At 64.2% G+C, this 22,759-nt stretch carries 18 protein-coding genes; 11 read left to right on the forward strand and 7 right to left on the reverse strand.

The features are described 5' to 3' along the window. The first annotated feature begins 32 nt into the window (after nucleotides 1–32). The 6 genes from pedH (at nucleotide 33) to KDB76_RS11880 (ending at nucleotide 7,132) form a co-directional block, all read left to right on the forward strand. A complete protein-coding gene (gene pedH, locus KDB76_RS11855; RefSeq protein WP_024086834.1) occupies nucleotides 33–1,817 on the forward strand; it encodes a PQQ-dependent alcohol dehydrogenase PedH in 1,785 nt (594 codons plus the stop codon). 162 nt (nucleotides 1,818–1,979) lie between these two features. After that, nucleotides 1,980–3,500, forward strand: a complete 1,521-nt coding sequence (locus KDB76_RS11860) for an aldehyde dehydrogenase family protein (RefSeq protein ID WP_024086835.1) — start codon at nucleotides 1,980–1,982, stop codon at nucleotides 3,498–3,500. A 271-nt stretch (nucleotides 3,501–3,771) separates the two neighbouring features. After that, complete coding sequence (pqqA, locus tag KDB76_RS11865) at nucleotides 3,772–3,843, forward strand: pyrroloquinoline quinone precursor peptide PqqA (protein ID WP_003253598.1); 72 nt, start codon at nucleotides 3,772–3,774, stop codon at nucleotides 3,841–3,843. Between the two features lie 52 nt (nucleotides 3,844–3,895). Further along, nucleotides 3,896–4,168, forward strand: a complete 273-nt coding sequence (pqqD, locus tag KDB76_RS11870) for a pyrroloquinoline quinone biosynthesis peptide chaperone PqqD (RefSeq protein WP_003257646.1) — start codon at nucleotides 3,896–3,898, stop codon at nucleotides 4,166–4,168. Between the two features lie 89 nt (nucleotides 4,169–4,257). Beyond that, complete coding sequence (gene ercA / locus KDB76_RS11875) at nucleotides 4,258–5,421, forward strand: alcohol dehydrogenase-like regulatory protein ErcA (RefSeq protein ID WP_013972181.1); 1,164 nt, start codon at nucleotides 4,258–4,260, stop codon at nucleotides 5,419–5,421. After that, a complete protein-coding gene (locus KDB76_RS11880) occupies nucleotides 5,405–7,132 on the forward strand; it encodes a NahK/ErcS family hybrid sensor histidine kinase/response regulator (protein ID WP_015270056.1) in 1,728 nt (575 codons plus the stop codon). The genes ercA and KDB76_RS11880 overlap by 17 nt, the downstream gene beginning before the upstream one ends. 212 nt (nucleotides 7,133–7,344) lie before the next feature. Here KDB76_RS11880 and KDB76_RS11885 read toward each other — a convergent pair whose 3' ends face one another. After that, the gene (locus KDB76_RS11885) at nucleotides 7,345–8,997 is read right to left on the reverse strand and encodes a SulP family inorganic anion transporter (protein ID WP_038409369.1); all 1,653 of its coding nucleotides are present in this window, start codon (nucleotides 8,995–8,997) and stop codon (nucleotides 7,345–7,347) included. Between the two features lie 234 nt (nucleotides 8,998–9,231). Here KDB76_RS11885 and KDB76_RS11890 point away from each other — a divergent pair, with 234 nt between their 5' ends. Genes KDB76_RS11890 through KDB76_RS11905 form a run of 4 tightly spaced genes read left to right on the forward strand, consistent with a single transcriptional unit; the run spans nucleotide 9,232 to nucleotide 15,105 of the window. Then, nucleotides 9,232–9,369 carry a hypothetical protein gene (locus KDB76_RS11890; protein ID WP_023662445.1) on the forward strand — a complete coding sequence of 46 codons (138 nt, stop codon included), beginning with the start codon at nucleotides 9,232–9,234 and terminating at the stop codon, nucleotides 9,367–9,369. Nucleotides 9,370–9,392: 23 nt separating this feature from the next. Further along, nucleotides 9,393–10,556 (forward strand): efflux RND transporter periplasmic adaptor subunit, encoded by a 1,164-nt coding sequence (locus tag KDB76_RS11895; RefSeq protein WP_230491499.1) that lies wholly within the window; start codon nucleotides 9,393–9,395, stop codon nucleotides 10,554–10,556. After that, nucleotides 10,553–13,726, forward strand: a complete 3,174-nt coding sequence (locus KDB76_RS11900) for a multidrug efflux RND transporter permease subunit (protein WP_013972185.1) — start codon at nucleotides 10,553–10,555, stop codon at nucleotides 13,724–13,726. The genes KDB76_RS11895 and KDB76_RS11900 overlap by 4 nt, the downstream gene beginning before the upstream one ends. After that, complete coding sequence (locus tag KDB76_RS11905) at nucleotides 13,723–15,105, forward strand: efflux transporter outer membrane subunit (RefSeq protein WP_013972186.1); 1,383 nt, start codon at nucleotides 13,723–13,725, stop codon at nucleotides 15,103–15,105. The genes KDB76_RS11900 and KDB76_RS11905 overlap by 4 nt, the downstream gene beginning before the upstream one ends. Before the next feature lie 39 nt (nucleotides 15,106–15,144). Here the strand turns inward: KDB76_RS11905 and KDB76_RS11910 are convergent, their stop codons facing one another. From KDB76_RS11910 to KDB76_RS11935, 6 genes are all read right to left on the reverse strand, one after another. Then, entirely contained in the window at nucleotides 15,145–16,455 is a 1,311-nt protein-coding gene (locus tag KDB76_RS11910; protein ID WP_080708151.1) for an MFS transporter, read from the reverse strand. A gap of 64 nt (nucleotides 16,456–16,519) precedes the next feature. After that, a complete protein-coding gene (locus KDB76_RS11915; RefSeq protein ID WP_003257656.1) occupies nucleotides 16,520–17,500 on the reverse strand; it encodes a transketolase C-terminal domain-containing protein in 981 nt (326 codons plus the stop codon). Nucleotides 17,501–17,503: 3 nt separating this feature from the next. Continuing rightward, nucleotides 17,504–18,391 (reverse strand): transketolase, encoded by an 888-nt coding sequence (locus KDB76_RS11920; protein WP_003257657.1) that lies wholly within the window; start codon nucleotides 18,389–18,391, stop codon nucleotides 17,504–17,506. Nucleotides 18,392–18,439: 48 nt separating this feature from the next. Next, entirely contained in the window at nucleotides 18,440–19,531 is a 1,092-nt protein-coding gene (locus tag KDB76_RS11925; RefSeq protein WP_013972189.1) for a glycerol dehydrogenase, read from the reverse strand. A 142-nt stretch (nucleotides 19,532–19,673) separates the two neighbouring features. Then, nucleotides 19,674–20,366, reverse strand: coding sequence for an SDR family oxidoreductase (locus KDB76_RS11930; RefSeq protein ID WP_013972190.1), 693 nt, complete (start codon nucleotides 20,364–20,366; stop codon nucleotides 19,674–19,676). Nucleotides 20,367–20,450: 84 nt separating this feature from the next. Next, nucleotides 20,451–21,254, reverse strand: a complete 804-nt coding sequence (locus KDB76_RS11935; RefSeq protein ID WP_013972191.1) for a shikimate dehydrogenase — start codon at nucleotides 21,252–21,254, stop codon at nucleotides 20,451–20,453. A gap of 306 nt (nucleotides 21,255–21,560) precedes the next feature. On the opposite strand from KDB76_RS11935, the gene KDB76_RS11940 reads away from it, so the two are divergent. Next, nucleotides 21,561–22,757 carry a glycerol dehydrogenase gene (locus tag KDB76_RS11940; RefSeq protein ID WP_038409371.1) on the forward strand — a complete coding sequence of 399 codons (1,197 nt, stop codon included), beginning with the start codon at nucleotides 21,561–21,563 and terminating at the stop codon, nucleotides 22,755–22,757. Nucleotides 22,758–22,759: the final 2 nt, after the last annotated feature.

Below are 22,759 nucleotides of genomic sequence, written 5' to 3' on the forward strand. Positions count from 1 at the left end.
CGGATACAACAAAAAAACCAAAGGTAGCCGTCATGACCCGATCCACACGTCGTCCCGTGTTCGCCTTGAGCCTGGTGCTCAGCGCCATGCTGCTTGCCGGTGCAGCCCACGCCGCTGTCAGCAATGAAGAAATTCTCCAGGACCCGAAGAACCCGCAGCAGATCGTGACCAATGGCCTGGGCGTGCAGGGCCAGCGCTACAGCCCGCTGAACCTGCTCAATACCGACAACGTCAAGGACCTGCGGCCGGTCTGGGCATTTTCCTTCGGTGGTGAGAAGCAGCGCGGCCAGCAGGCCCAGCCGCTGGTCAAGGACGGGGTGATGTACCTGACCGGCTCCTACTCACGGGTGTTCGCCGTGGACGCCCGTACCGGCAAGAAGCTGTGGCAATACGATGCGCGCCTGCCCGATGACATCCGCCCGTGCTGCGACGTGATCAACCGCGGCGTGGCGCTGTACGGCAACCTGGTGTTCTTCGGCACCCTCGATGCCAAGCTGGTGGCGCTGAACAAGGACACCGGCAAGGTGGTATGGAGCAAGAAAGTGGCCGACCACAAGGAAGGCTACTCCATCAGCGCGGCGCCGATGATCGTCAACGGCAAGCTGATCACCGGCGTCGCCGGCGGCGAGTTTGGCGTGGTGGGCAAGATCCAGGCCTACAACCCGGAAAACGGCGAGCTGCTGTGGATGCGCCCGACCGTGGAAGGGCACATGGGCTACGTGTACAAGGACGGCAAGGCGATCGAAAACGGCATTTCCGGCGGCGAGGCGGGCAAGACCTGGCCCGGCGACCTGTGGAAGACCGGTGGTGCGGCGCCTTGGCTGGGTGGCTACTACGACCCGGAAACCAACCTGATCCTGTTCGGCACCGGCAACCCGGCGCCGTGGAACTCGCACCTGCGCCCGGGCGACAACCTGTATTCCTCGTCGCGCCTGGCCCTGAACCCCGACGATGGCACCATCAAGTGGCACTTCCAGAGCACGCCGCATGACGGCTGGGACTTCGACGGCGTCAACGAGCTGATCTCGTTCAACTACAAGGACGGCGGCAAGGAGGTCAAGGCCGCCGCTACCGCTGACCGCAACGGCTTCTTCTACGTGCTGGACCGCACCAACGGCAAGTTCATCCGCGGCTTCCCCTTCGTCGACAAGATCACCTGGGCCACCGGCCTGGACAAGGACGGCCGGCCAATCTACAACGAGGCCAGCCGGCCGGGGGCGCCGGGTAGCGAGGCCAAGGGCAGCTCGGTGTTCGTCGCCCCGGCGTTCCTCGGGGCCAAGAACTGGATGCCGATGGCCTACAACAAGGACACCGGGCTGTTCTATGTGCCGTCCAACGAGTGGGGCATGGACATCTGGAACGAAGGCATCGCCTACAAGAAGGGCGCGGCGTTCCTCGGTGCCGGCTTCACCATCAAGCCGCTCAACGAAGACTACATTGGCGTGTTGCGCGCCATCGACCCGGTCAGCGGCAAGGAAGTGTGGCGCCACAAGAACTATGCGCCACTGTGGGGCGGGGTGCTGACCACCAAGGGCAACCTGGTGTTCACCGGCACGCCGGAAGGCTTCCTGCAGGCCTTCAACGCCAAGACCGGCGACAAGGTCTGGGAGTTCCAGACCGGTTCCGGCGTGCTCGGTTCGCCAGTGACCTGGGAAATGGACGGCGAGCAGTACGTTTCGGTGGTTTCCGGTTGGGGCGGCGCGGTGCCGCTGTGGGGCGGTGAAGTGGCCAAGCGGGTCAAGGACTTCAACCAGGGCGGCATGCTCTGGACCTTCAAGCTGCCCAAGCAACTGCAAACGGCAAGCGCCAGTCGCTAAGCCTGCAACCTGCCGCTTGCTGCCAGGGACCCTGTGGCAAGCGGCCCTACTACCAAATGACGAGAGCCCCGCTGCCAACGATGCATTCGCCCGGCAGGCGGGGCTTTTTACCATCGGCTCATCGCCTGTCGCCGGACAGGCATCGACCCACAGAGGCTCAGCATGATCTACGCACAACCCGGAACCCCAGGCGCCGTCGTGTCCTTCAAACCACGCTACGGCAACTTCATCAACGGTGAATTCGTGCCGCCGCTGGGCGGCCAGTACTTCACCAACAGCTCGCCGGTCAATGGCCAGCCGATTGCCGAGTTCCCGCGCTCCGGCGCCCAGGACATCGAGCAGGCCCTGGACGCCGCGCATGCCGCTGCCGAGGCCTGGGGCAAGACCTCGGTGCAGGACCGCGCCCTGGTACTGCTGAAGATCGCCGACCGCATCGAACAGAATCTCGAAGTACTGGCCGTTACCGAGAGCTGGGACAACGGCAAGGCCGTGCGCGAAACCCTCAACGCCGACGTGCCGCTGGCGGCGGACCACTTCCGCTACTTCGCCGGCTGCATCCGTGCCCAGGAAGGCGGCGCCGCCGAAATCAACGAGGGCACCGTGGCCTACCACATCCACGAGCCATTGGGCGTGGTCGGGCAGATCATTCCATGGAACTTCCCGCTGCTGATGGCCGCCTGGAAACTCGCCCCGGCGCTGGCAGCCGGCAACTGCGTGGTGCTCAAACCGGCGGAGCAGACGCCGTTGTCGATCACCATTTTCGCCGAGCTGATCGCCGACCTGCTGCCAGCAGGCGTGCTGAACATCGTCCAGGGCTTTGGTCGCGAAGCCGGTGAGGCACTGGCCACCAGCAAGCGCATCGCCAAGATCGCCTTCACCGGTTCCACCCCGGTGGGCTCGCACATCATGAAGTGCGCGGCCGAGAACATCATCCCGTCCACCGTCGAACTGGGTGGCAAGTCGCCGAACATCTTCTTCGAAGACATCATGCAGGCCGAGCCCGCGTTCATCGAAAAGGCAGCCGAAGGCCTGGTGCTGGCGTTCTTCAACCAGGGCGAAGTGTGCACCTGCCCGTCGCGGGCGCTGATCCAGGAATCGATCTACGAGCCGTTCATGGCCGAGGTGATGAAGAAGATCGCCAAGATCACCCGTGGCAACCCGCTGGACACCGCGACCATGGTCGGCGCCCAGGCCTCGGAGCAGCAATACGACAAGATTCTTTCCTACTTGCAGATTGCCCGGGAGGAGGGCGCGCAGCTGCTCACCGGTGGCGCTGCCGAGCGGCTCGACGGCGACCTGGCCAGCGGTTACTACATCCAGCCGACCTTGCTCAAGGGCAACAACAAGATGCGCGTGTTCCAGGAGGAGATCTTCGGCCCGGTGGTGGGCGTGACCACCTTCAAGGACGAAGCCGAAGCGCTGGCGATCGCCAACGACAGCGAGTTTGGCCTGGGCGCGGGGCTGTGGACCCGTGACATCAACCGTGCCTACCGCATGGGCCGCGGGATCAAGGCCGGGCGCGTGTGGACCAACTGCTACCACCTGTACCCGGCGCATGCCGCGTTCGGTGGCTACAAGAAGTCCGGGGTGGGCCGCGAGACGCACAAGATGATGCTTGATCACTACCAGCAGACCAAGAACCTGCTGGTGAGCTACGACATCAACCCGTTGGGCTTCTTCTAAAGCCTGAGCTGGCCTCGGGGGCTGCCTTGCAGCCCATCGCAGGCAAGCCAGCTCCTACAGGGACCGCGCAGGCCATGGATCTTGCGCAATCCCTGTGGGAGCGGGCGAGCCCGCGAAGAGGCCGGCACTGCCATGCACAAACCACAGCTGCTCCGTGTTACCCCTACCAACGCACCCCGCAAACCTGTCCCAAAGTAGCATTCGGCCCCGTCGCCCCTCGTGCATTAATGCCTCTACCGGAATCGCCCGGCACCAAGAAGAGGAATGCCCCATGTGGACTAAACCCGCCTTTACCGACCTGCGCATCGGCTTCGAAGTGACGATGTACTTCGCCAATCGTTGATGCCTGTCCGGCCATCAGCGCGATGGCCGGTTCTTCATTGAGCATGCCCGTTGTGAACCTGATCGATCGCGAACAAGCCCTGGCCTTGCGCAAGGGCTTCCGCCTGCGCTGGGAGCCCTGCCGGGCCTGCCATGTGCTGCTGTACCCGGAGGGCACCATCGAACTCAATGCCAGTGCCGGCTGGGTGCTCGAGTTGCTGGACGGCCGGCGCAGCGTGGCGGCGGTCATCGACCGCCTTGCACAGCGCTTCCCCGGGGTGCCGGGGCTGGACGAGGACATCCTGGCGTTCCTGGAGGTGGCCCGTGCCAAGTACTGGATCGAATGAGCCGTGGCCAGGCTTTGGTCTGGTTGCTTTCGCTGCGGGATGCTTTACGCTGGCGGTTACCTTCCAGAACAATAAGAACAGGCTTCCCGATGAGCCAGAGTTTCAGCCCGCTTCGCAAGTTCGTTTCGCCCGAGATCATCTTTGGTGCCGGCTGCCGGCATAATGTCGCCAATTACGCCAAGACCTTCGGTGCGCGCAAGGTGCTGGTGGTCAGCGACCCCGGTGTGATTGCCGCCGGTTGGGTGGCGGACGTGGAGGCCAGCCTGCAGGCCCAGGGCATCGACTACTGCCTGTACAGCGCCGTATCGCCCAACCCGCGTGTGGAAGAGGTGATGCTTGGCGCCGAGATCTACCGGCAAAACCACTGTGATGTGATCGTCGCGGTCGGCGGCGGCAGCCCGATGGATTGCGGCAAGGCCATCGGCATCGTGGTCGCCCACGGGCGCAGCATCCTCGAATTCGAAGGCGTGGACATGATCCGCGTGCCCAGCCCGCCGCTGATCCTGATCCCGACCACGGCCGGCACCTCGGCGGACGTGTCGCAGTTCGTGATCATTTCCAACCAGCAGGAGCGCATGAAGTTCTCCATCGTCAGCAAGGCGGTGGTGCCGGACGTGTCGCTGATCGACCCGCAAACCACCCTGAGCATGGACCCGTTCCTGTCGGCCTGCACCGGTATCGATGCGCTGGTGCACGCCATCGAAGCCTTCGTTTCCACCGGCCACGGCCCGCTGACCGACCCCCATGCGCTGGAGGCCATGCGCCTGATCAACGGCAACCTGGTGGAGATGATCGCCAACCCCACCGATATCGCCCTGCGCGAGAAGATCATGCTGGGCAGCATGCAGGCGGGGCTGGCGTTTTCCAATGCGATCCTGGGTGCGGTCCACGCCATGTCGCACAGCCTGGGCGGGTTCCTCGACCTGCCGCATGGCCTGTGCAATGCGGTGCTGGTGGAGCACGTGGTGGCGTTCAACTACAGCTCGGCACCGGAGCGTTTCAAGGTGATTGCCGAAGTGCTGGGTATCGACTGCCGCGGCCTCAACCACCGGCAGATCTGCGCGCGCCTGGTGGAGCACCTGATCGCGCTCAAGCGTGCCATCGGCTTCCACGAAACCCTGGGCCTGCATGGGGTGCGCACGGCCGATATCCCGTTCCTGTCGCAACATGCGATGGACGACCCGTGCATCCTCACCAACCCGCGTGCGTCGAGCCAGCGTGATGTCGAGGTGGTCTATGGCGAGGCCCTCTGACGAGCAGCAACGGGCGCTGGCCGGGCTGCTGGGGCTGGGCGACCACTCGGCGCGCAAGAGCCATTACCCGGAGCTGGCGGCGCGCCTGGACGAACTGGAGGCCGAGCGCAACCGCTACAAATGGTTGTTCGAAAACGCCGTGCACGGGATTTTCCAGGCCAGCCTGCAAGACGGCATGCGTGCCGCCAACCCGGCGTTGGCACGCATGCTCGGTTACGACAACCCGCAAGCGTTGCTGTTTCCGCTGACGGACCTTGCCGCCAACCTGTTTGTCGGCGGGGCCGAAGAGTTGCACGCCATCACCGCGACCCTCGCCCGTGAACGCAGCCTGCACGGTTATGAAACCCGCTTGCGGCGCAAGGACGGCAGCCACCTTGATGTGTTGATGAACCTGTTGCTCAAGCCAGGTCAGGAAGGGCTGGTGGAAGGGTTTGTCGCCGACATCACCGAACGCAAGCTGGCCCAGCAGCGCCTGCAGCAACTGAATGACGAGCTCGAGCAACGGGTGGCTGCCCGTACCGATGAACTGCTGGAGGCCAACCGCAACCTGCAACAGCAGATCGCCGAGCGCAAACAGATCGCCCGCGCCCTGCGCGATGCCCGCGACGCCGCGGAAACCGCCAACCGCAGCAAGGACAAGTACCTCGCTGCCGCCAGCCATGACCTGCTGCAACCGCTGAATGCCGCGCGGCTGCTGATCTCGACCTTGCGCGAAAGACCGCTGCCAGAAGCGGAAAAAGTGCTGGTGGAGCGTACCCATCAGGCGCTGGAGGGCGCTGAAGACCTGCTGACCGACCTGCTGGACATTTCCCGGCTCGACCAGGCGGCGGTCAAGCCGGACGTGGCGCTGTACCGCCTCGATGAGCTGTTCGGGCCACTGGTCTCGGAGTTCCGCACGGTGGCCGATGCGGCAGGCCTGAAGTTGCGTGCGCGCATTGCCGACTACGCCATCAGCACCGACCTGCGGCTGATGACGCGTATCCTGCGCAACTTTCTCAGCAACGCCTGCCGTTATACCGATGAGGGCAGGATTCTGCTGGGCGCCAGGCGCCGCGGCGATCACTTGCGCCTGGAGGTGTGGGATACCGGGCGGGGCATCGCGGCCGATCGGCTGCAGGCCATTTTCCTCGAGTTCAACCAACTTGACGTAGGCCGTGCCGCCGATCGCAAGGGTGTGGGGCTGGGGCTGGCGATCGTCGAGCGGATCGCCAAGATTCTCGGCTATCGCGTCGAGGTGCGTTCATGGCCGGGGCGTGGCTCGATGTTCAGTATCGACGTGCCGATCGGCGAAGCCATGCCGCTGCCTATCCACCAGGCCGCGCCGCAGCCTGGCGCCGGCAACCCGTTGCCGGGCCGCCGCCTGCTGGTACTGGACAACGAAGTGAGCATCCTCGAGAGCATGGGCGCGCTGCTCGGGCAGTGGGGCTGCGAAGTGGTTACCGCGACCGACCAGGCCGGGGCCTTGCTGGCCTTGCAGGGGCGGGCACCGGAATTGATCCTGGCGGACTTTCACCTGGACCACGGTGTTGTCGGCTGCGAGGTGGTCAGGCACTTGCGTGAACATTTCGGCGCCGCCATTCCTGCGGTGATCATCACTGCCGACCGCAGCGATCAGTGCCGACGCTCCTTGAACAAGCTCGGTGCGCCGTTGCTGAACAAGCCCGTCAAACCGGGGAAGTTGCGTGCGGTATTGAGCCAGTTGCTGGGCTGAAGCCTCAACCCCATGGCCTTGCGTGACAGATAACTGAATTCGCAAGCGATCCTCGTACCCTGTGGGAGCGGCTTTAGCCGCGAAGAATCCAACGCGGTGCATGGCACCGGCTGCGCCGGTGTTCGCGGCTAAAGCCGCTCCTACAGGGGGGCGCGCAGTGCCAGGTGGCTGTTCCTGAAATGGGACTCTGTATGGCCCTGGTGGATCATAAGTCAGTTGTGTGCCGCCGGTGCCTTTGCCTCCAGCAGGGCGGTACCGAGCGTTTGGTGATAGTGCCCGGGGCCAAGCAGGCGCAAGATTCCGGCCTTTTCGAGCTTGCCAAGTACCTTGCCGTTGGCTTCGCACAGTTTCACAACGATCTGGCGTTCATGCAGTTGCTGGATCACTTCCTCCAGGGTCTGCAGCCCGGTGATGTCCATGAAGGGCACCCGCTTCAGGCAAATTACCAGCAGTTCAGGGTCGGTATGCGTTTGTGACAGGGCGCGCTCGAAGGTTTCAGCGGCGCCAAAGAACAGCGGGCCTTCGATGGTGTACACCAGCACGCCGGGGGGCAGCGATTTCTGGCCGTTGCTGTGCAGTTCATTGGCCAGTTCCTCTTCGACCACCTGCTGGACTTCGACGGACGATGCCATGCGGCGCATGAACTGAAGCATGGCGAGGATGACGCCGATATTCACGGCGATCACCAGGTCGCTGAACACCGTCAAGGTGAAGGTGACGAGCAGGATGGCGATGTCGGCTCGCGGTGCGCGCTGCAGCATGCGCTTGAAATGCTTCAGCTCGCTCATGTTGTAGGCGACGACGAACAGGATCGCTGCCAGTGCGCAGAGTGGAATGTTCGACGCCAGTGGCGCCAGGAACAGAATGATCAGTACCAGTGTCAGCACATGGATGATGCCGGCCAACGGCCCGGTAGCACCATTGCGGATGTTGGTCGCTGTCCGGGCAATGGCACCTGTGGCGGCAAAGCCCCCGAACAGCGGCACTACCAGGTTGGCGACCCCTTGGCCGATCAGTTCCTGGTTCGAGTCGTGCCTGGTCCCTGCCATGCCGTCGGCGACAACAGCAGAGAGCAACGATTCGATGGCCCCCAGCATGGCGATCGCAAAGGCTGGCCCGATCAGTTCGATCACCCGCGCCAGGGAGACTTCGGGCCAGGTCAGTGACGGCAAACCTTGTGGGATAGCCCCGAAGGCGGTGCCGATGGTAGCCACACCGTCAAAATGAAACAGGGATTGGACCAGCGTCGCGAACACCATGGCTACCAGTGGCCCGGGCAGGCGTTTCAGCACGGGCAGCCTTGGCGCCAGGATCAGCAAAGCAAGGCTGCATGTCGCGAGCAGCGTCGTGGCAATGTGGAGGTCCGGCAGGGCTAGCAACAGATGCCACAGTTTTTCGTGGAAGTGCCCACCTTCGATTTCGGGCAGGCCGAAGAAGTCACGCCATTGCCCAACCCAGATGATGATGCCGATGCCGGCGGTGAAACCTACGATCACCGGGTCGGGAATGAACTTGATGACTGCACCCAGGCGGGTAATGCCAAGCACCAGCAGTATGGCGCCAGCCATCATCGTGGCCAGTTGAAGGCCTTCCACTCCGTACTTCGCCGTCACCCCTGCGAGGATCACGATGAAGGCCCCGGTCGGTCCGGCGATCTGCAATCGACTGCCGCCCAGCAAGGAAACCAGCAGCCCGCCTATGATCGCCGTGTAGATGCCTTGCTCCGGCTTGACCCCGGAAGCGATGGCGAAGGCCATGGCGAGGGGCAGCGCAACAACCCCGACGATGAGGCCGGAGACAAGGTTGCGCATCCAGTGTTCACGCTTGAACAGGCCGGCGTTCCAGGCTTCGCGAACCGCGATCATTGCAGGCTCCTTGATAAGGTGCATGCACATAGTATTTAGCATGCCATGGGCCTGTTGTGCCTCTGAACGAACTGATCGAGCTGAACGAGGCGGAGCAGGGCAGGCGCGGCATCTGCACCCTCAAGCGTTCATATTCGTGAACAGTGCACAATATTGATTTGTTCGCGGCGCTATTTCTCTTGCCCCCGCAATTCCCAAGAATTCGCCTCACTTTCAAATACCGAGGCTTTCCCCATGACCGCTATCAAGCACGCCCTGCTCGCGTTCGCCACCCTGGTCACCCTGTCGTCCACCCTGGCTGTTCACGCCGAGGAGTCGTCGGCATTCGTCGAGCGCAACCATTCCCTCAACGCCCACGCCTTCAGGAAATGACGCCGGTTATGGAGATCATGAACGTGAAACTGCCCGTAACGGGCAAAAGGGCGCTGTTCGCCTTGTCGCTGGCGGCATTGCTGGTCGGCTGTGGCCCGCAGGCGCAGGAGAGTGCTCCGGCGGCGCCGAGTGTGGTGGTGAGCCAACCGTTGAAGTCGACCATCAGTGACTGGGACAGCTTTACCGGCCGGTTCGAGGCAACCGATTCGGTAGAGGTACGCTCGCGCGTCAGCGGCTACCTGGAGAAGGTAGCCTTCCGGGACGGTGCAATCGTGAAGAAGGGCGATCTGCTGTTCGTCATTGATTCGCGCAGCTTCCAGGCGGCGGTGACCCAGGCCCAGGGCAAATTGGCCCAGGCCCGTTCGCAACAGGCTCTGGCCGAACAGGAGTATGCCCGCGCCAAGGTGCTGATCGATTCCAGGACCATTGCGCAGAGCTTGTACGACCAGCGCCTGCAAGCGCGCGAGGCGGCCCGCGCCGAAGTGCTCAGCGCCGAAGGCGCGCTGGCCAGCGCTCGTCTGGACCTCGAGTTCACCCGTATCACCGCGCCCATGAGCGGGCGTATCAGCCGCAAATTGATCAGCGAAGGCAACCTGGTCAACGGTGGCAGCAACGATGCCACCCTGCTGACCACCATCGTCTCGCTCGATCCCATCGACATCTACTTCGACATCGACGAGCAGAGCTACCTGAAGTACCGCCGTCAGTCGGCCGGCAACATTGCCGGGAGCCAGGTGCGCATCGCCCTGCCAGGCGAGCTCCAGGCATCGCTGAGCGGGCGCATGGATTTCATCGACAACCGCCTGGACCCATCCACCGGCACCCTGCGCCAGCGCGCGCGGGTCAGCAACCCGGACCTGGCGTTGAGCCCGGGCCAGTTCGGCCGCGTGCAGTTTTCCGCGCGCCCGGCCTATGAGGCCTTGCTGGTGCCGGATACCGCCGTAGGCATCGATGCCACGCGCAAGGTGCTGTATGTGCTCGATGCACAGAACCGCGTCGAACTGCGCCCGGTACAGCTGGGCAAGCTGCATGACGGCCTGCGCGAAGTGGTCAGCGGCCTGCAGGCCGACGACCGGGTCATTGTCGATGGCCTGCAACGGGTACGCGCCGGGGATACTGCGATCGGTGAACAGCGCAGCCTGACCCGGGTTGCCGCCGCCAACCCGGCCCAGGAGGCGACGCTATGAACCTGGGACGCACCTCGATCGACCAGCCGGTGCTGGCGATAGTCCTCTCGGTGGTGCTGATGATCGTCGGCGGCCTGGCCTACCTGGTGCTGCCGACTGCCGAGTATCCCGACATCGCGCCACCCACGGTAGTGGTCCAGGCCACCTATCCGGGGGCCTCGGCGCAGACCGTCGCCGAGACTCTGGCGATCCCGCTGGAGCAGGAGGTCAACGGTGTCGAGGACATGCTCTACATGTACAGCCAGGCCACCTCCGATGGCAGCCTGAACCTGACCGTGACCTTCAAGGGCGGCACCGACGTCGACAAGGCCCAGGTGCTGGTGCAGAACCGCGTGGCCCTGGCCACACCACGCCTGCCCGAACCGGTGCAGCGCAGCGGTGTGTCGGTGCGCAAGTCCTCGCCGACCCAGCTGTCGACCATTTTCATTTCCTCGCCCAAGGGCACCTATGACCAGCTGTACGTGTCGAACTTCGCCATTCGCACAGTGGCCGATACCCTCAAGCGCATCGACGGCGTTGGCGACATAAACCCGCTGGGCGCGCGTGAGTATTCGATGCGCATCTGGCTGGACCCGGAGCGCGTCGCCGCCTTCGACCTGACCCCGGGCGACATCATCGCCGCCGTGCGTGCGCAGAACACCCAGGTGGCCGGCGGCGTCATCGCCCAACCACCGGTGGCCTCCCAGGCGTTTCAGCCGAACCTGATCTTCGAAGGGCGGCTCAAGGAGCCGGCTGACTTCGACAACATCGTGCTCAAGTCCGGCGAGGCGGGCCGCCTGGTGCGCCTGAAGGACGTGGCGCGTACCGAGATCGCCGGGCTGGCCTACGTCAACAACACCTACTACCTGCGCAACCCGGCCATCGGCCTGCAGGTGCTGCAGCGTCCGGGCGCCAATGCCCTGGCGACCATGCAGGTGGTGGAGCAGACCATGCAGCAACTTAGCAAGGACTTCCCGGAGGGCATCGAATACAGCATTGGCTACAACCCCACGGCGTTCATCGCAGACAGTATCGGTGAGCTGGGCAAGACCATCTACGAGGCGGTAATCCTCGTGGTGCTGGTGGTGCTGTTGTTCCTCCAGGGCTGGCGGCCGTCGATCATTCCGATCCTGGCCATCCCGGTGTCACTGGTGGGTACCTTCGCAGTGATGGCGCTGCTGGGTTTCTCGATCAACAACCTGACCCTGTTCGGCCTGGTGCTGGCGGTAGGGATCGTGGTCGACAACGCCATTGTCGTGGTGGAGAACGTCGAGCGCCACCTGGGCGAGGGCAAGAGCCCGCTCCAGGCGACCATCGTCACCATGCAGGAGATTGGCGGTGCGCTGGTGGCGATCACCCTGGTGCTCTGTGCGGTGTTCATTCCCACGGCGTTCATCCCGGGGATTTCCGGCGAGTTCTTCCGCCAGTTCGGCGTGACCATCGCGGTGGCCACGGCCATTTCGCTGTTCAACTCGCTGACCCTGTCGCCGGCGCTGGCGGCGATGATCCTGCGCCGTCACGGTGGCCATGCGCCGCTGCGTGCCGGTCTGCCGGGCCTGCCGCGGCGCGCTGCCGAAGCGTTCAACCGGGGCTTTGCCCGGCTGTCCAATGGTTATGCCGGCAGCGTCCGCGGCCTGGTTGCCAGGACGCCGCTGATGCTGGCCGTGTATGCCGTACTGATCGCCGCTACCGCCTACCTGATGGTGTCCACGCCCAAGGGCTTCATCCCGGCCCAGGACCGTGGCTACCTGGTGGTGATCGTGCAATTGCCCGACGGCGCATCGCTGGAGCGTACCAATGCGATTTCCCAGCAGATCGAAGCCATCGCCCTGCAGGTGCCGGGTGTGGACAGGGTGCCGACCTTCTCGGGCTTCTCGATGGTCACCGGGACCAACTCGTCCAATTCGGCGGGCCTGGCCCCGGTGTTCGAACCCTGGTCCAAGCGCAAGCTGAAGGGCCGCACATCGGACGTGATCGCGGCCGACTTGCGCGAACGCCTGAAAGCGGTCAGCGGTGCGTCGGTGATTGTCGCCACGCCGCCGCCGGTGCAGGGGCTGGGCAGTACCGGTGGTTTCTCCCTGCGTCTGCAGGACCGTGCCGGGCTAGGCAGTGACGCGCTGGCCAAGGCCACGGCGCAGCTGATTGCCGCCGCCAACGCCACACCGGGCATGACGGGTGTGTATTCGCCGTTTTCGGCCAGCACTCCGCAGGTGTTCGTCGAGCTCGACCGTGAGCGCGCCGAGATGCTGGGCGTGCCAAGCAGCCAGATCAACCAGGCCATAGAGACCTACTTCGGCTCGACCTACATCAACGACTTCAACCTGGTCGGCCGCACCTACCGTGTCACTGCCCAGGCCGACCTGCCTTACCGGGTCACGCCAGAGGACCTGGCGCGGGTCAAGGTGCGCAATCAGGCCGGGCAGATGGTTCCGCTGGCCAGCGTGACGCAGCTGCACGAGGCCCTGGGGGTAGAGCGCTTCCCGCGTTACAACCTTTTCCCTACTGCCGAGATCAACGGTGACACCTTGCCAGGCCTGGGTTCGACCTATGCCATCGAGACCATGGAGCGCCTGGCCAAGGTGAATCTGCCGGCGGGCATCAGCTACCAGTGGACCGACCTGAGCTACCAGCAGACCACCGCCGGCAACATGGGCCTGCTGGTCTTCCCGCTCTGTGTGGTGTTCGTCTACCTGGTGCTGGCGGCGCAATACGGCAGCTGGAGCCTGCCGCTGGCGATCCTGCTGATCGTGCCGATGTGCCTGCTGGCCGCGGCCGGTGGCGTGCGCCTGATGGGCCAGGACATCAACATCCTCACCCAGATCGGTTTCATCGTTCTGGTGGGCCTGGCGGCAAAGAACGCCATCCTCATCGTCGAAGTGGCCCGGCAGCTGGAGAAGGAAGGGCAGGGTACGGTCGAGGCGGTGGTGGAAGCCTGTCGCCTGCGCCTGCGGCCGATCCTGATGACCTCGCTGGCGTTCATCCTTGGCGTCTTGCCGCTGGTGCTGTCCGAGGGGGCCGGTTCCGAGATGCGCCTGGCGGTGGGGGCTGCGGTGTTCTTCGGGATGATCGGGGTAACCCTGTTCGGCCTGGTGTTCACACCGATTTTCTATGTGCTGGTTCGTCGCCTTGCCGGCGGCGAACGGCAGGTATCGTCACAGCCTTCGGCTGTCGAACAGGACTTCCAGCAATGAACATGCGTCTTCGTTTCCCCGTACTGGGTTTTACTGCGGCGCTGCTGGCTGCATGCGCTGCCCCGAGCTTGCCGCCGCCCAGCGCTGCACCTGTGCAGCATTACCTCAATGCCCGCTCCGAAGCACCGCTGGCTGTGACCGAACAGTGGTGGCGCGGCTATCACGATCCGCTGCTCGACCGCCTGGTGCAGCGGGCATTGGATGATAACCTCGATCTGCAGGTTGCCCTGGCGCGCATCGATGCAGCCCGGGCTCTGAGGGCAGTCAGCGCTGCGGCCGGCAGCCCGGCCCTGGACTTCGGCGCCAGTGCCGCACGCCAGCGTACCTCGGCTTACCAGACCGGCTACAGCGAGGCACTGATCGATGCGCCGATCTCGTTGGGCCTGGGCGCCAGCTGGGAGCTTGACCTGTTTGGCCGCATCCGTGAAGGCGTCCGCGCTGCTGACGCCGAGGTGACGGCAAGTGAAGAGCAAGCCCATGCAGTAAAGGTTGCGCTAGTGGGTGAAGTGGTCCAGGCCTATGCCCAGGCCCGAGGCCTGGAGCAGCGCCTGGAGATCGTCCGCCAGAGTGCCCAGAGCCAGGCCGAGACCTTGCAGTTGAGCGAGCAGTTGTACGCGGCGGGCAGCAGCCCGGAGGCCGACCTGCTGCGGGCCCGCGCCCAGGCCGACCGCACTGCGGCCCGGGTGCCGGCGCTGCGCCTAGAGTGGCAGCGCACCGTGCACCGGCTTTCGGTGCTGCTGGCCATGTCCAGTGCCGAGTTGTACGGGCAGATGCATGCCAACCCGGCGAGTGTGCGTGAGGTGGCCTTGCAGGATGCTGGCACGCCTGCGGACCTGCTGCGTCGGCGTCCTGACGTGAAGGCTGCCGAGGCACGGGTGGTTGCCGCCTATGCGCGGGTTGGCGTGGCCAAGGCAGAGCTGATGCCACGTCTGAGCCTGTCGGCGGCGTTGGGTTCGTTGATCAATGGCATGAGCGCGGCCACGCTGGCCAACTCGACCTTCTGGCTGGCCGGCGTCAATGCCAGCGCGCCATTATTCGATGGTGGCCGGCGCAAGGCGCAGGTGCAGGTCCGGGATGCCGAGGCGCGGGAGGCGTTGCTGAGTTACCGGCGCACGGTACTGGTGGCGGTGTCGGAGGTGGAATCGGCACTCGCGGCGGCCCAGCGCAATGCGGAGCGCCAGGTACTGCTGGCACGTGCCAGCGAGCAGTCGACCTCGGCCTTCGAGCAGATCCGCCGTTCGTGGCAGGCTGGCGAGGCGCCGTTCCTTGATGTGCTGGAGGCCCAGCGCAACCAGCTCAGTGCCCTGGATGCCCTGGCCACGGTACGCACTGCCCAGTGGCAGAACCAGGTGGCACTGGTCAGTGCGTTAGGCGGGTAAGCGTAATGGGGGCTGCCTGGCAGCCCCAGCGTCTACGACTCAAACCTGATCGATCGGAATGCCGTGGTTGTTCTTCCACATCAGTACCACGCCACTGGCAATCAGCGCCACGACGATCAGGTAGACGTTGAACACCCAGCCAATCTGCTCCGAGTAAAGCCAGGTTGTCACATACGACGCAGTTCCCCCGAATACCGCCACACCCAACGAAATGCACACACCGAACATCCGCGTGCGATAACGGGTAGGGACTTGCTCGGAAATCGATGCGGGCTTGCAGCCGGTGATGAAGGCCACCAGCATCAGGCCGGCAGTCTGCGCCACCATCAGGGTCCACGGCTCGCTGGAGATCATGCCCCACAGAGGGAACAGGGTTGCCGCGATACCCAGCAGCGAAATCAGTGCACAGACCTTGCGCCCCACCTGGTCCGAAACCCAGCCGCAGACCGGCAGGAAGGCGAGATAGATGACCTGGGCGACGCAGCTCATCATGAAGGCGTTGTGCGGGTCCATGCCCTTCACGCTCATGGCATAGATCGATGCCGACGTGACCCAGGTGTAGTAGGTCAGGGTGGCGCCTGCTTCATACAGGAACAACCGCACACCATGTTGCAGTACCTGCCCGCGGCTCCAGCAAGTAGTGTGCTGCGTTGCGCTGGCGGTGCTAGGGCTGTGGTCGCTTTCCATCATGTTGCGGCGCAGCCCCAGGGCAACCACCGCCAGCAGGCCACCGGTGGCGAAGGGGATGCGCCAGCCCCAGTCCTGCATCTGCTCGGTGCTCAGCATCGAGGTCAGCAGGGCCATGTAGAAGGTTGCCAGCAGCGAGCCGCTGCCCACCGCGAAGAACACCGTGCTCGACCACAACCCCCGGCGCTTTGGCGGGGCGATCTCGGCGATGTAGGCGTAGGACGTGGTGGTCTCTCCACCGTGGGCGAAGCCCTGGACCAAGCGCGCACAGAGCAGCAATCCGGAAGCCCAGCTGCCGATCGATTCATAGGAAGGGATGAACGCGATCAGCAGGCTGGCGCCGGCCATCAGCAGCATGGTGCTGAGCAGCACGGTGCGTCGGCCGAGGCGGTCGGCGAGGATACCGAAGACGATGCCGCCCAATGGCCGCAACAGGAAACCTGCGGCGAACACCGCCAGGGTGGCGAGCAGCGCCGAGGTGGGGTTGCTCTTGTCGAACAAGGCACTGGCAATGTAGACGGAGGCAACGGTGTAAAGGGTCCAGTCGAACCACTCCAGCAGGTTGCCGACGCCGGTAGCAAGCAAGGACTTGCGACGCAGGCGCGTGGCGTCAGGTGCAGCGTAGGCAACGCTGCCTGGCAGGGTCTCGGTCATGTTGTTCATTGTAGTCTCCGAGCGAATGGGGCGGGCAGCACCCAAGACGGCGCTGCCCGTATTGCGGGGCGGGTCAGCTCGCCATGTGGGCCAGGGCCACTTCCTCGATACCGGCGGCATCGAGCTTGTAGTGCTGGTACAGGTGGGTCGGCGGCGCGATCAGGCTGTATTCGTCGTAGATGCCATGACGCTTGAGCTTGACCCCGACGCCTTCGTCGGCCAGCACCTCGGCCACCGCGGCGCCCAGGCCACCGAGCACGTTATGCTCCTCGACGGTCATCATCCGCTTGCTGCGCGCAGCGGCCTGGAGGATCGTCTCGCGGTCGATCGGCTTGATCGAGGCCATGTCGATCACGCCCACCGAACGGCCTTCGGCATTGAGCTTGCGGGCCGCGGCAAGCGCCGGGTGTACGGTGATGCCACAGGCGATGATGGTCAGCTCTTCACCCTGCAAGTGCTCGGTGGCCTTGCCGAACTCGAAGGTTGTGCCGTGCTCGTAGATGATCGGGTCGCGGCCGCGACCGATACGGAAGTACACCGGTTTGTCGTAGCTGGCCGAGGCCTTGATCGCTGCCGCCAATTGCGGGCCGTCGGAGGGCGAGACCACCGCCAGGTCGGCGATCGAGCGCATGGTGGCTATATCCTCGGTGGCATGGTGCGAGGTGCCGTAGAAGCCCAGCGAGATCCCGGTATGGTGGCCGATCAGGCGCACCGGCTGGGCCGAATAGGCCACGTCCATGCGGATCTGTTCGCAGCACAGCAGGCCCAGGAACGAGGCGAAGGTCGCCACGAACGGCATCACCCCGCAGGTGGCCAGGCCGGCGGCAGCGGTGACCATGTTCTGCTCGGAGATGCCGAACTGGATGTAGCGGTCGGGGAACGCCGTGGCGAACTTGTTCAGGCCATTGGAATACTGCAGGTCTGCCGAGCCTGCCATAACCGGATGGCCTTCACGGGCCAGCTCGATCAGGGCATCGGAGAGGTAGGACAGCCCTGGGTTCATGGCATTCAGGCCACGGTATTGCCAGGAGTTGGGGGACAGGGGGGCGTTCATGTTTCAGATCTCCTTGGCTTCGATTTCAGCGATCGCGCGTTTGGCGTCTTCAGGGTCCAGGTAGCCCAGGTGCCAGCCCGGCTCGGTTTCCATATAGGAAACACCTTTGCCCTTGACGGTCTTGGCGATGATGCACACCGGCTTGTCGCGGTTTTCGTCGGCCTTGACCTTGCGCAGGGTGGTGGCAACCGCGCGGATGTCGTGGCCATCGATGACGTGCACTTCCCAGCCGAAGGCGCGCCATTTTTCGTCCAGCGGCTCGACGCCGATCACGTCGTCGACGCTACCGTCGAGCTGGAAGCCGTTGCGGTCGACGATCGCGATCAACCGGTTGGCCTTGTGGTGGGCGGCACCCATGGCAGCTTCCCAGACCTGGCCTTCCTGCATTTCGCCGTCACCGAGCATGACGAACACGTCGTAGCTTTCGCCAGTGAAACGCTGGGCCAGGCACATGCCCAGGCCCCCGGAAAGGGCGTGGCCAATGGAGCCGGAAGAGAAGTCGATGCCGGGTACCTTGCGCATATCAGGGTGATCACCCAGAGGGCTACCCAGTCGCGTGTAGTCATCCAGCCACGCTTTGGGGAACATGCCGAGGTCGGCAAGTATCGGGAACTGGCCAACGGCCGCGTGGCCCTTGCCCATCAGGAAGCGGTCGCGCCCGGCCCAGCCCGGCTCCTCGGGGCGCAGGTTCATCACGTCGTAGTACAGCGCCGAGAACAGTTCGGCAGCGGAGAACACCGAGGTGTAGTGGCCGGTCTTGGCGATCTCGATCAGGCGAATGGTTTCCAGGCGGACGAATTTCGCCCGTTCGCGCAGGTGGGCGACGGTCTCGGCGCTGGGCACGAAATCGCTGGCTTTCCAGGCCTCAAGGGTTTTACGGGGTGTAGCCATCTCTACCTCCAAATGCAGGCATAGCAGGGTGGGTGTTGCCGGGGGAAATCAGCGGGTCAGGGATTCGAGTGCGCGCATGGCTTCGATCAGTTCACCGCTGTGTAGGGGTTGGCCGTTGCCACGCACGAAGTTGCGTGCGTGGGGGGCTTGCAGGGTGGGTTCGGCGACCTTGAGCAAGATGGCGTCGTCGACGCCCGTCACACCCAGTTCGGCCAGGTTGCAGGGCAGCCCGATGCGTCGGTAGAAGGCCAGCAATTCGGCCATGAACGCCGCTTCGCGGTCTTCAAGTACCAGTTGCACCAACAGACCATAGGCAACCTGCCAGCCATGCACCTGGTCGCGGGCACCGGGGATCTTCGACAGGCCACGGGTCATCGCGTGGGCGATGGACAGGCCGCCACTCTCGAAGCCCAGGCCGCTCATCAGCAGCACGGCTTCGATCAGACGTTCGAACGCTTCGTTGACCTGGCCGCTGCCGGCCAGCGCCAGGCCCTCTTCGGCATGGGCGCGCAGCACGGTATAGCATTCGCGGGCCAAGGTGACCCCGGCAATCGACGGGCGAGCGCCAAACATGTTCACGCCGCCGGCTTTGAGGCATTGCTCGGCTTCGAACTTCTTGGTCAGTGCGTCGGCGATGCCGGCCAGAAGGAAGGGGCGCGGGGCCTGGGCTATCAGGCGGGTGTCGACCAGGACATAGCGTGGGCTGCTGAGCAGGTGGCCTACTTCGCTGAGTTGGTGATGCTCGTCGTATACCACGAAATTTTTCGAAGTAGGCGCATCGTTGGAGGCAACCGTGGGCATGCTCACCAGCGCCGCACCGCAGGTGTGGGCCAACGCCTTGCCGGCATCGATCGATTTGCCGCCACCGACCGCCAGGACCACGTCGAAGTCGAAGCGCGCGGCCGATTGGCGCAGGCCGGCGATGCCCTTGGCGGTGATTTCGCCATCGAAGGTGATGTAGTGCAGTTGCACATCGGCGCGAGCGCAGGTGGCGTCGAGGCGCTCCTTGACCAAGCCGATCACGAAGCTGTCGATGACCACCACGGCTCGGCGGCCGCAATGGGCCAGGTACTGGCCTGCCTCGTCAAGAACATCGGGGCCTTGCACATAGCGCCCGGGTGAGCCGAATACCAGATTCATACGGCACCTCTTTATGACTGTTTGTTGTTGTTATGCGAGACCTCAGGGGATCTGCGTCATTTGTGATGCATCATATATCATGCGTGATGGCCGTCAAGCTTGTTCGGGGGCAGTGGTAGCCATCTGTCTGTCGAATGGGATATCAGGCGATGGAGTAGCCGCCATCGACGGCCAGCGTGGTGCCGGTGATATAGCGGGCGCTGTCAGACGCCAGGAAGGCGATGGCATTGGCCACGTCCTCGGGTTGGCCCCAGGCGTTCATCGGGATGCGTGACAGAATGCCGGCCGAGCGGGTGGGGTCTTCATAGGCTCGGCGCGACAGCTGGGTGAGGATCCAGCCCGGGGCCACGGCATTGGCGCGCACACCGTCGGCGGCCCAGGCCACCGCCTGGCAACGGGTCAGCTCGCTGATCGCGGCCTTGCTCGAGGCGTAGGCGGGGGTCTTGGCCGAGCCGAAGATGCCCCACATCGAAGCGAAGTTGATCACCGCGCCGCGCGCCACTTTCAGGCCCGGCAAGGCGGCATTGCTGATGCGCAGGACGGCGGTCAGGTTGACGTCGAGCACGCGGTTGAAACCGTCGATTTGCCATTCCCGGTTGTGGTCGATCACGCCGGCGGCATTGACCAGGGCATCGACGCGCTCGAAGCGGCTGAAGAAGCCATTGACCTCGGCATCGCTGGTCACGTCCAGCACCTGATAGTGGATGCCTTCGACCCGTGCTTCAGGTTCGCCCAGGCCCAGGGTGTGCACCTGATAGCCATCGGCAAGCAGGCGCTGCGCGGTTGCCAGGCCGATGCCCGAGCCGCCGCCGGTGATGATTGCAATCTTGCTCATGGGTGTAGCTCCTTTCGGGATGTGTACATGGGTGGGGCCTGACCCAGGCGCCCCGCGAACAGGCCGACAAAGGCACAGGGCGCGTCAGCGACCGGGCGCTGCGCCAAACAGGTAATCGGCCAGCAGCTCGAGCTGCCCGGTGAGCATGTGCACGCCCTTGTGGATGGGGCAGCCACGGGCCTGGGCCGCTTCGAGCAACGGGGTGACATCAGGATTCATCACCACCTCGCCCACCAGCGTGCCTGGCTGCAGGGTATCGGCCGCCAGCGGCAGCGGATCGTCCGCCTTCAGGCCCAGTGCGGTGGCGTTGATCACCACATCGAAGCCGCGTGCATCGGCCGCACCCGCAGCGATATCTCGACCAGGCATCAGCGTGCGCAACTGCGCGGCGAGTGCTTCAGCCTTGGCCAGCGAACGGTTGGCGACCACCAGCCGGGTGATCGGCTCACTGAGCAGGGCATGGGCGATACCGGTGGCGGCACCACCGGCGCCGAGCAGCAGCACACGCCGGCCGCCCAGGTCATGGCCCTGGTTCTTCAGGCCACGTACGAAGCCTTCGCCATCGAACATGCGCCCGACGAAGCGGCCATCGGGCAGACGACGCGCGACGTTGCACACCTTGAGCACTTCGGCGATGCCCAGCAGCTCGTCGCACAGGTGGGCCACTTCGATCTTGTGCGGCACGGTCACGATCACCCCGGCGAGGTTTTCGATACCACGCAGGCCAGCCCAGGCCGAGGCCAGGTTGTCGGGCGAAACCTCCCAGGGGACCAGCACCCCGTCATGCCCCAGGCGTTCAAGAAGCGGGTTGAACAAGGACGGTGTTCGCAGGTGCTTGGCTGGGTAGGTGAGATGTACCACCACCCGGGTAGTGCCGGTGACAGGCATGGCTGTTTCCTTGAAAGCTGGCGTGAAAAGGCAGAGCGCGGGCCAGCGCCGCGTTCGTTATTAGATTCATAAATGCATCATATATCATTAGTCAATCCCCATCCTGGCCGCAAAAGTCTTTTGCATGAAAGTCAAAAGACTTGATCTTGCGATTTAAAAATAAAACATGATATATCATGCCTCCAGTCGGCTGCGGCCGCTGAACGTCCTGATATCAAAAACAACAAGGCCTTCTACGAAAGGCGAGGATGACCTCATGCACGGAATGCTTCATGCATTGCCGGCCCTGTGTGACGGGAGGTGCGAATGACCCAGATATTCGCCGCGCCCGGTCGCTACATTCAGGGCTACAAGGAACTTGAACGCCTTTACCGGCATATCGCCTGGTTTGGCCAGCGCTTCCTGATCATCACCAGCCAGGGCCGTCTGGATAGCCTGCAGCAGACCCTGGCCATCAGCTTCGACAAACCTGAACATGCCCTGCGTTACGCCGTATTCGAAGGCGAAGTCACCCGAGCCGAGGTGCAGCGGCTGTGTGCGTTGCGCGAGCGACTGGGCTGTGACGGGGTGGTCGGGGTGGGTGGTGGCAAGGTGCTCGACGCTGCCAAGGCGGTTGCCCAGCAGGGCCGGCTGCCGCTGTGTATCGTGCCCACGGTGGTCTCCAACGATGCCCCCACCAGCGCCTTGTCGGTGCTCTACCACCCGGACGGTGCCTTCGACGATGTACTGTTCCACGAGCGCAGCCCGGACGTGGTGGTGGTGGACACCTGGATCATCGCCCAAGCGCCGGTGCGCCTGTTGGTGGCTGGCATCGGCGATGCTCTGGCGACCTACTACGAGGCACGCACCTGCGTGCAGGGCGACCACGACAACTTCCTTGGCCTGGCCGGCGGTGGCCTGCAATCGAGCGCGGGCGGCGGCAAGCCGACCCTCACATCGATGGCCATCGCCCAACTGTGCCACCAGGTTTTGCAAGCCAATGCGGTGCAAGCCGTGCGGGCCTGTGCGCAGCAGCAGGTGACCAAGGCGCTGAACCGGGTGATCGAGGCCAACGCACTGATGAGCGGCATCGGTTTCGAGAGCAACGGGGTGGCCACCGCTCATGCCGTGTATTGCGGCTTCAGTGAGCTGGGTCCACGGGCCACGGCCTACCACGGCGAATACGTTGCCTTTGGCACCCTGGTGATGCTGGTGCTCGAGGGTGCGCCGGCCGGTGAACTGGATGGCCTGCTGCGACTGTGCCTGGCGGTTGGCCTGCCGGTGTGTTTCGCCGACCTGGGCCTGGCGGACCTCAGCGAGCAGGAGCTGCAACGGGTGGTGCAGGTGGCGGCCTCGCCGCAGCAGACCAGCCGCGTCGAGCCCTTCGACGTCACTGAGTGGGAGATGCGCGCAGCGCTGCTTGCCGCCAGCGACCTGGGGGAGTTCTACAAGAAAGGCGGATCGGTTCTGGCAAGTTCGGCCAGCCCGCGTTTGCCATCAGTCATTCGCCACGAACAGAGGTAAGT

Source organism: Pseudomonas sp. JS425 (genome assembly GCF_018223845.1).
Lineage (GTDB): Bacteria > Pseudomonadota > Gammaproteobacteria > Pseudomonadales > Pseudomonadaceae > Aquipseudomonas > Aquipseudomonas asiatica.

What these genes read in the sequence shown, in the direction of transcription:
- pedH (WP_024086834.1), top strand. Translation starts at nt 33, where the DNA reads ATGACCCGATCCACACGTCGTCCCGTGTTCGCCTTGAGCCTGGTGCTC.
- KDB76_RS11860 (WP_024086835.1), top strand. Translation starts at nt 1,980, where the DNA reads ATGATCTACGCACAACCCGGAACCCCAGGCGCCGTCGTGTCCTTCAAA.
- ercA (WP_013972181.1), top strand. Translation starts at nt 4,258, where the DNA reads ATGAGCCAGAGTTTCAGCCCGCTTCGCAAGTTCGTTTCGCCCGAGATC.
- KDB76_RS11880 (WP_015270056.1), top strand. Translation starts at nt 5,405, where the DNA reads ATGGCGAGGCCCTCTGACGAGCAGCAACGGGCGCTGGCCGGGCTGCTG.
- KDB76_RS11885 (WP_038409369.1), bottom strand. Translation starts at nt 8,997, where the DNA reads ATGATCGCGGTTCGCGAAGCCTGGAACGCCGGCCTGTTCAAGCGTGAA.
- KDB76_RS11890 (WP_023662445.1), top strand. Translation starts at nt 9,232, where the DNA reads ATGACCGCTATCAAGCACGCCCTGCTCGCGTTCGCCACCCTGGTCACC.
- KDB76_RS11900 (WP_013972185.1), top strand. Translation starts at nt 10,553, where the DNA reads ATGAACCTGGGACGCACCTCGATCGACCAGCCGGTGCTGGCGATAGTC.
- KDB76_RS11905 (WP_013972186.1), top strand. Translation starts at nt 13,723, where the DNA reads ATGAACATGCGTCTTCGTTTCCCCGTACTGGGTTTTACTGCGGCGCTG.
- KDB76_RS11910 (WP_080708151.1), bottom strand. Translation starts at nt 16,455, where the DNA reads ATGAACAACATGACCGAGACCCTGCCAGGCAGCGTTGCCTACGCTGCA.
- KDB76_RS11915 (WP_003257656.1), bottom strand. Translation starts at nt 17,500, where the DNA reads ATGAACGCCCCCCTGTCCCCCAACTCCTGGCAATACCGTGGCCTGAAT.
- KDB76_RS11920 (WP_003257657.1), bottom strand. Translation starts at nt 18,391, where the DNA reads ATGGCTACACCCCGTAAAACCCTTGAGGCCTGGAAAGCCAGCGATTTC.
- KDB76_RS11925 (WP_013972189.1), bottom strand. Translation starts at nt 19,531, where the DNA reads ATGAATCTGGTATTCGGCTCACCCGGGCGCTATGTGCAAGGCCCCGAT.
- KDB76_RS11930 (WP_013972190.1), bottom strand. Translation starts at nt 20,366, where the DNA reads ATGAGCAAGATTGCAATCATCACCGGCGGCGGCTCGGGCATCGGCCTG.
- KDB76_RS11935 (WP_013972191.1), bottom strand. Translation starts at nt 21,254, where the DNA reads ATGCCTGTCACCGGCACTACCCGGGTGGTGGTACATCTCACCTACCCA.
- KDB76_RS11940 (WP_038409371.1), top strand. Translation starts at nt 21,561, where the DNA reads ATGACCCAGATATTCGCCGCGCCCGGTCGCTACATTCAGGGCTACAAG.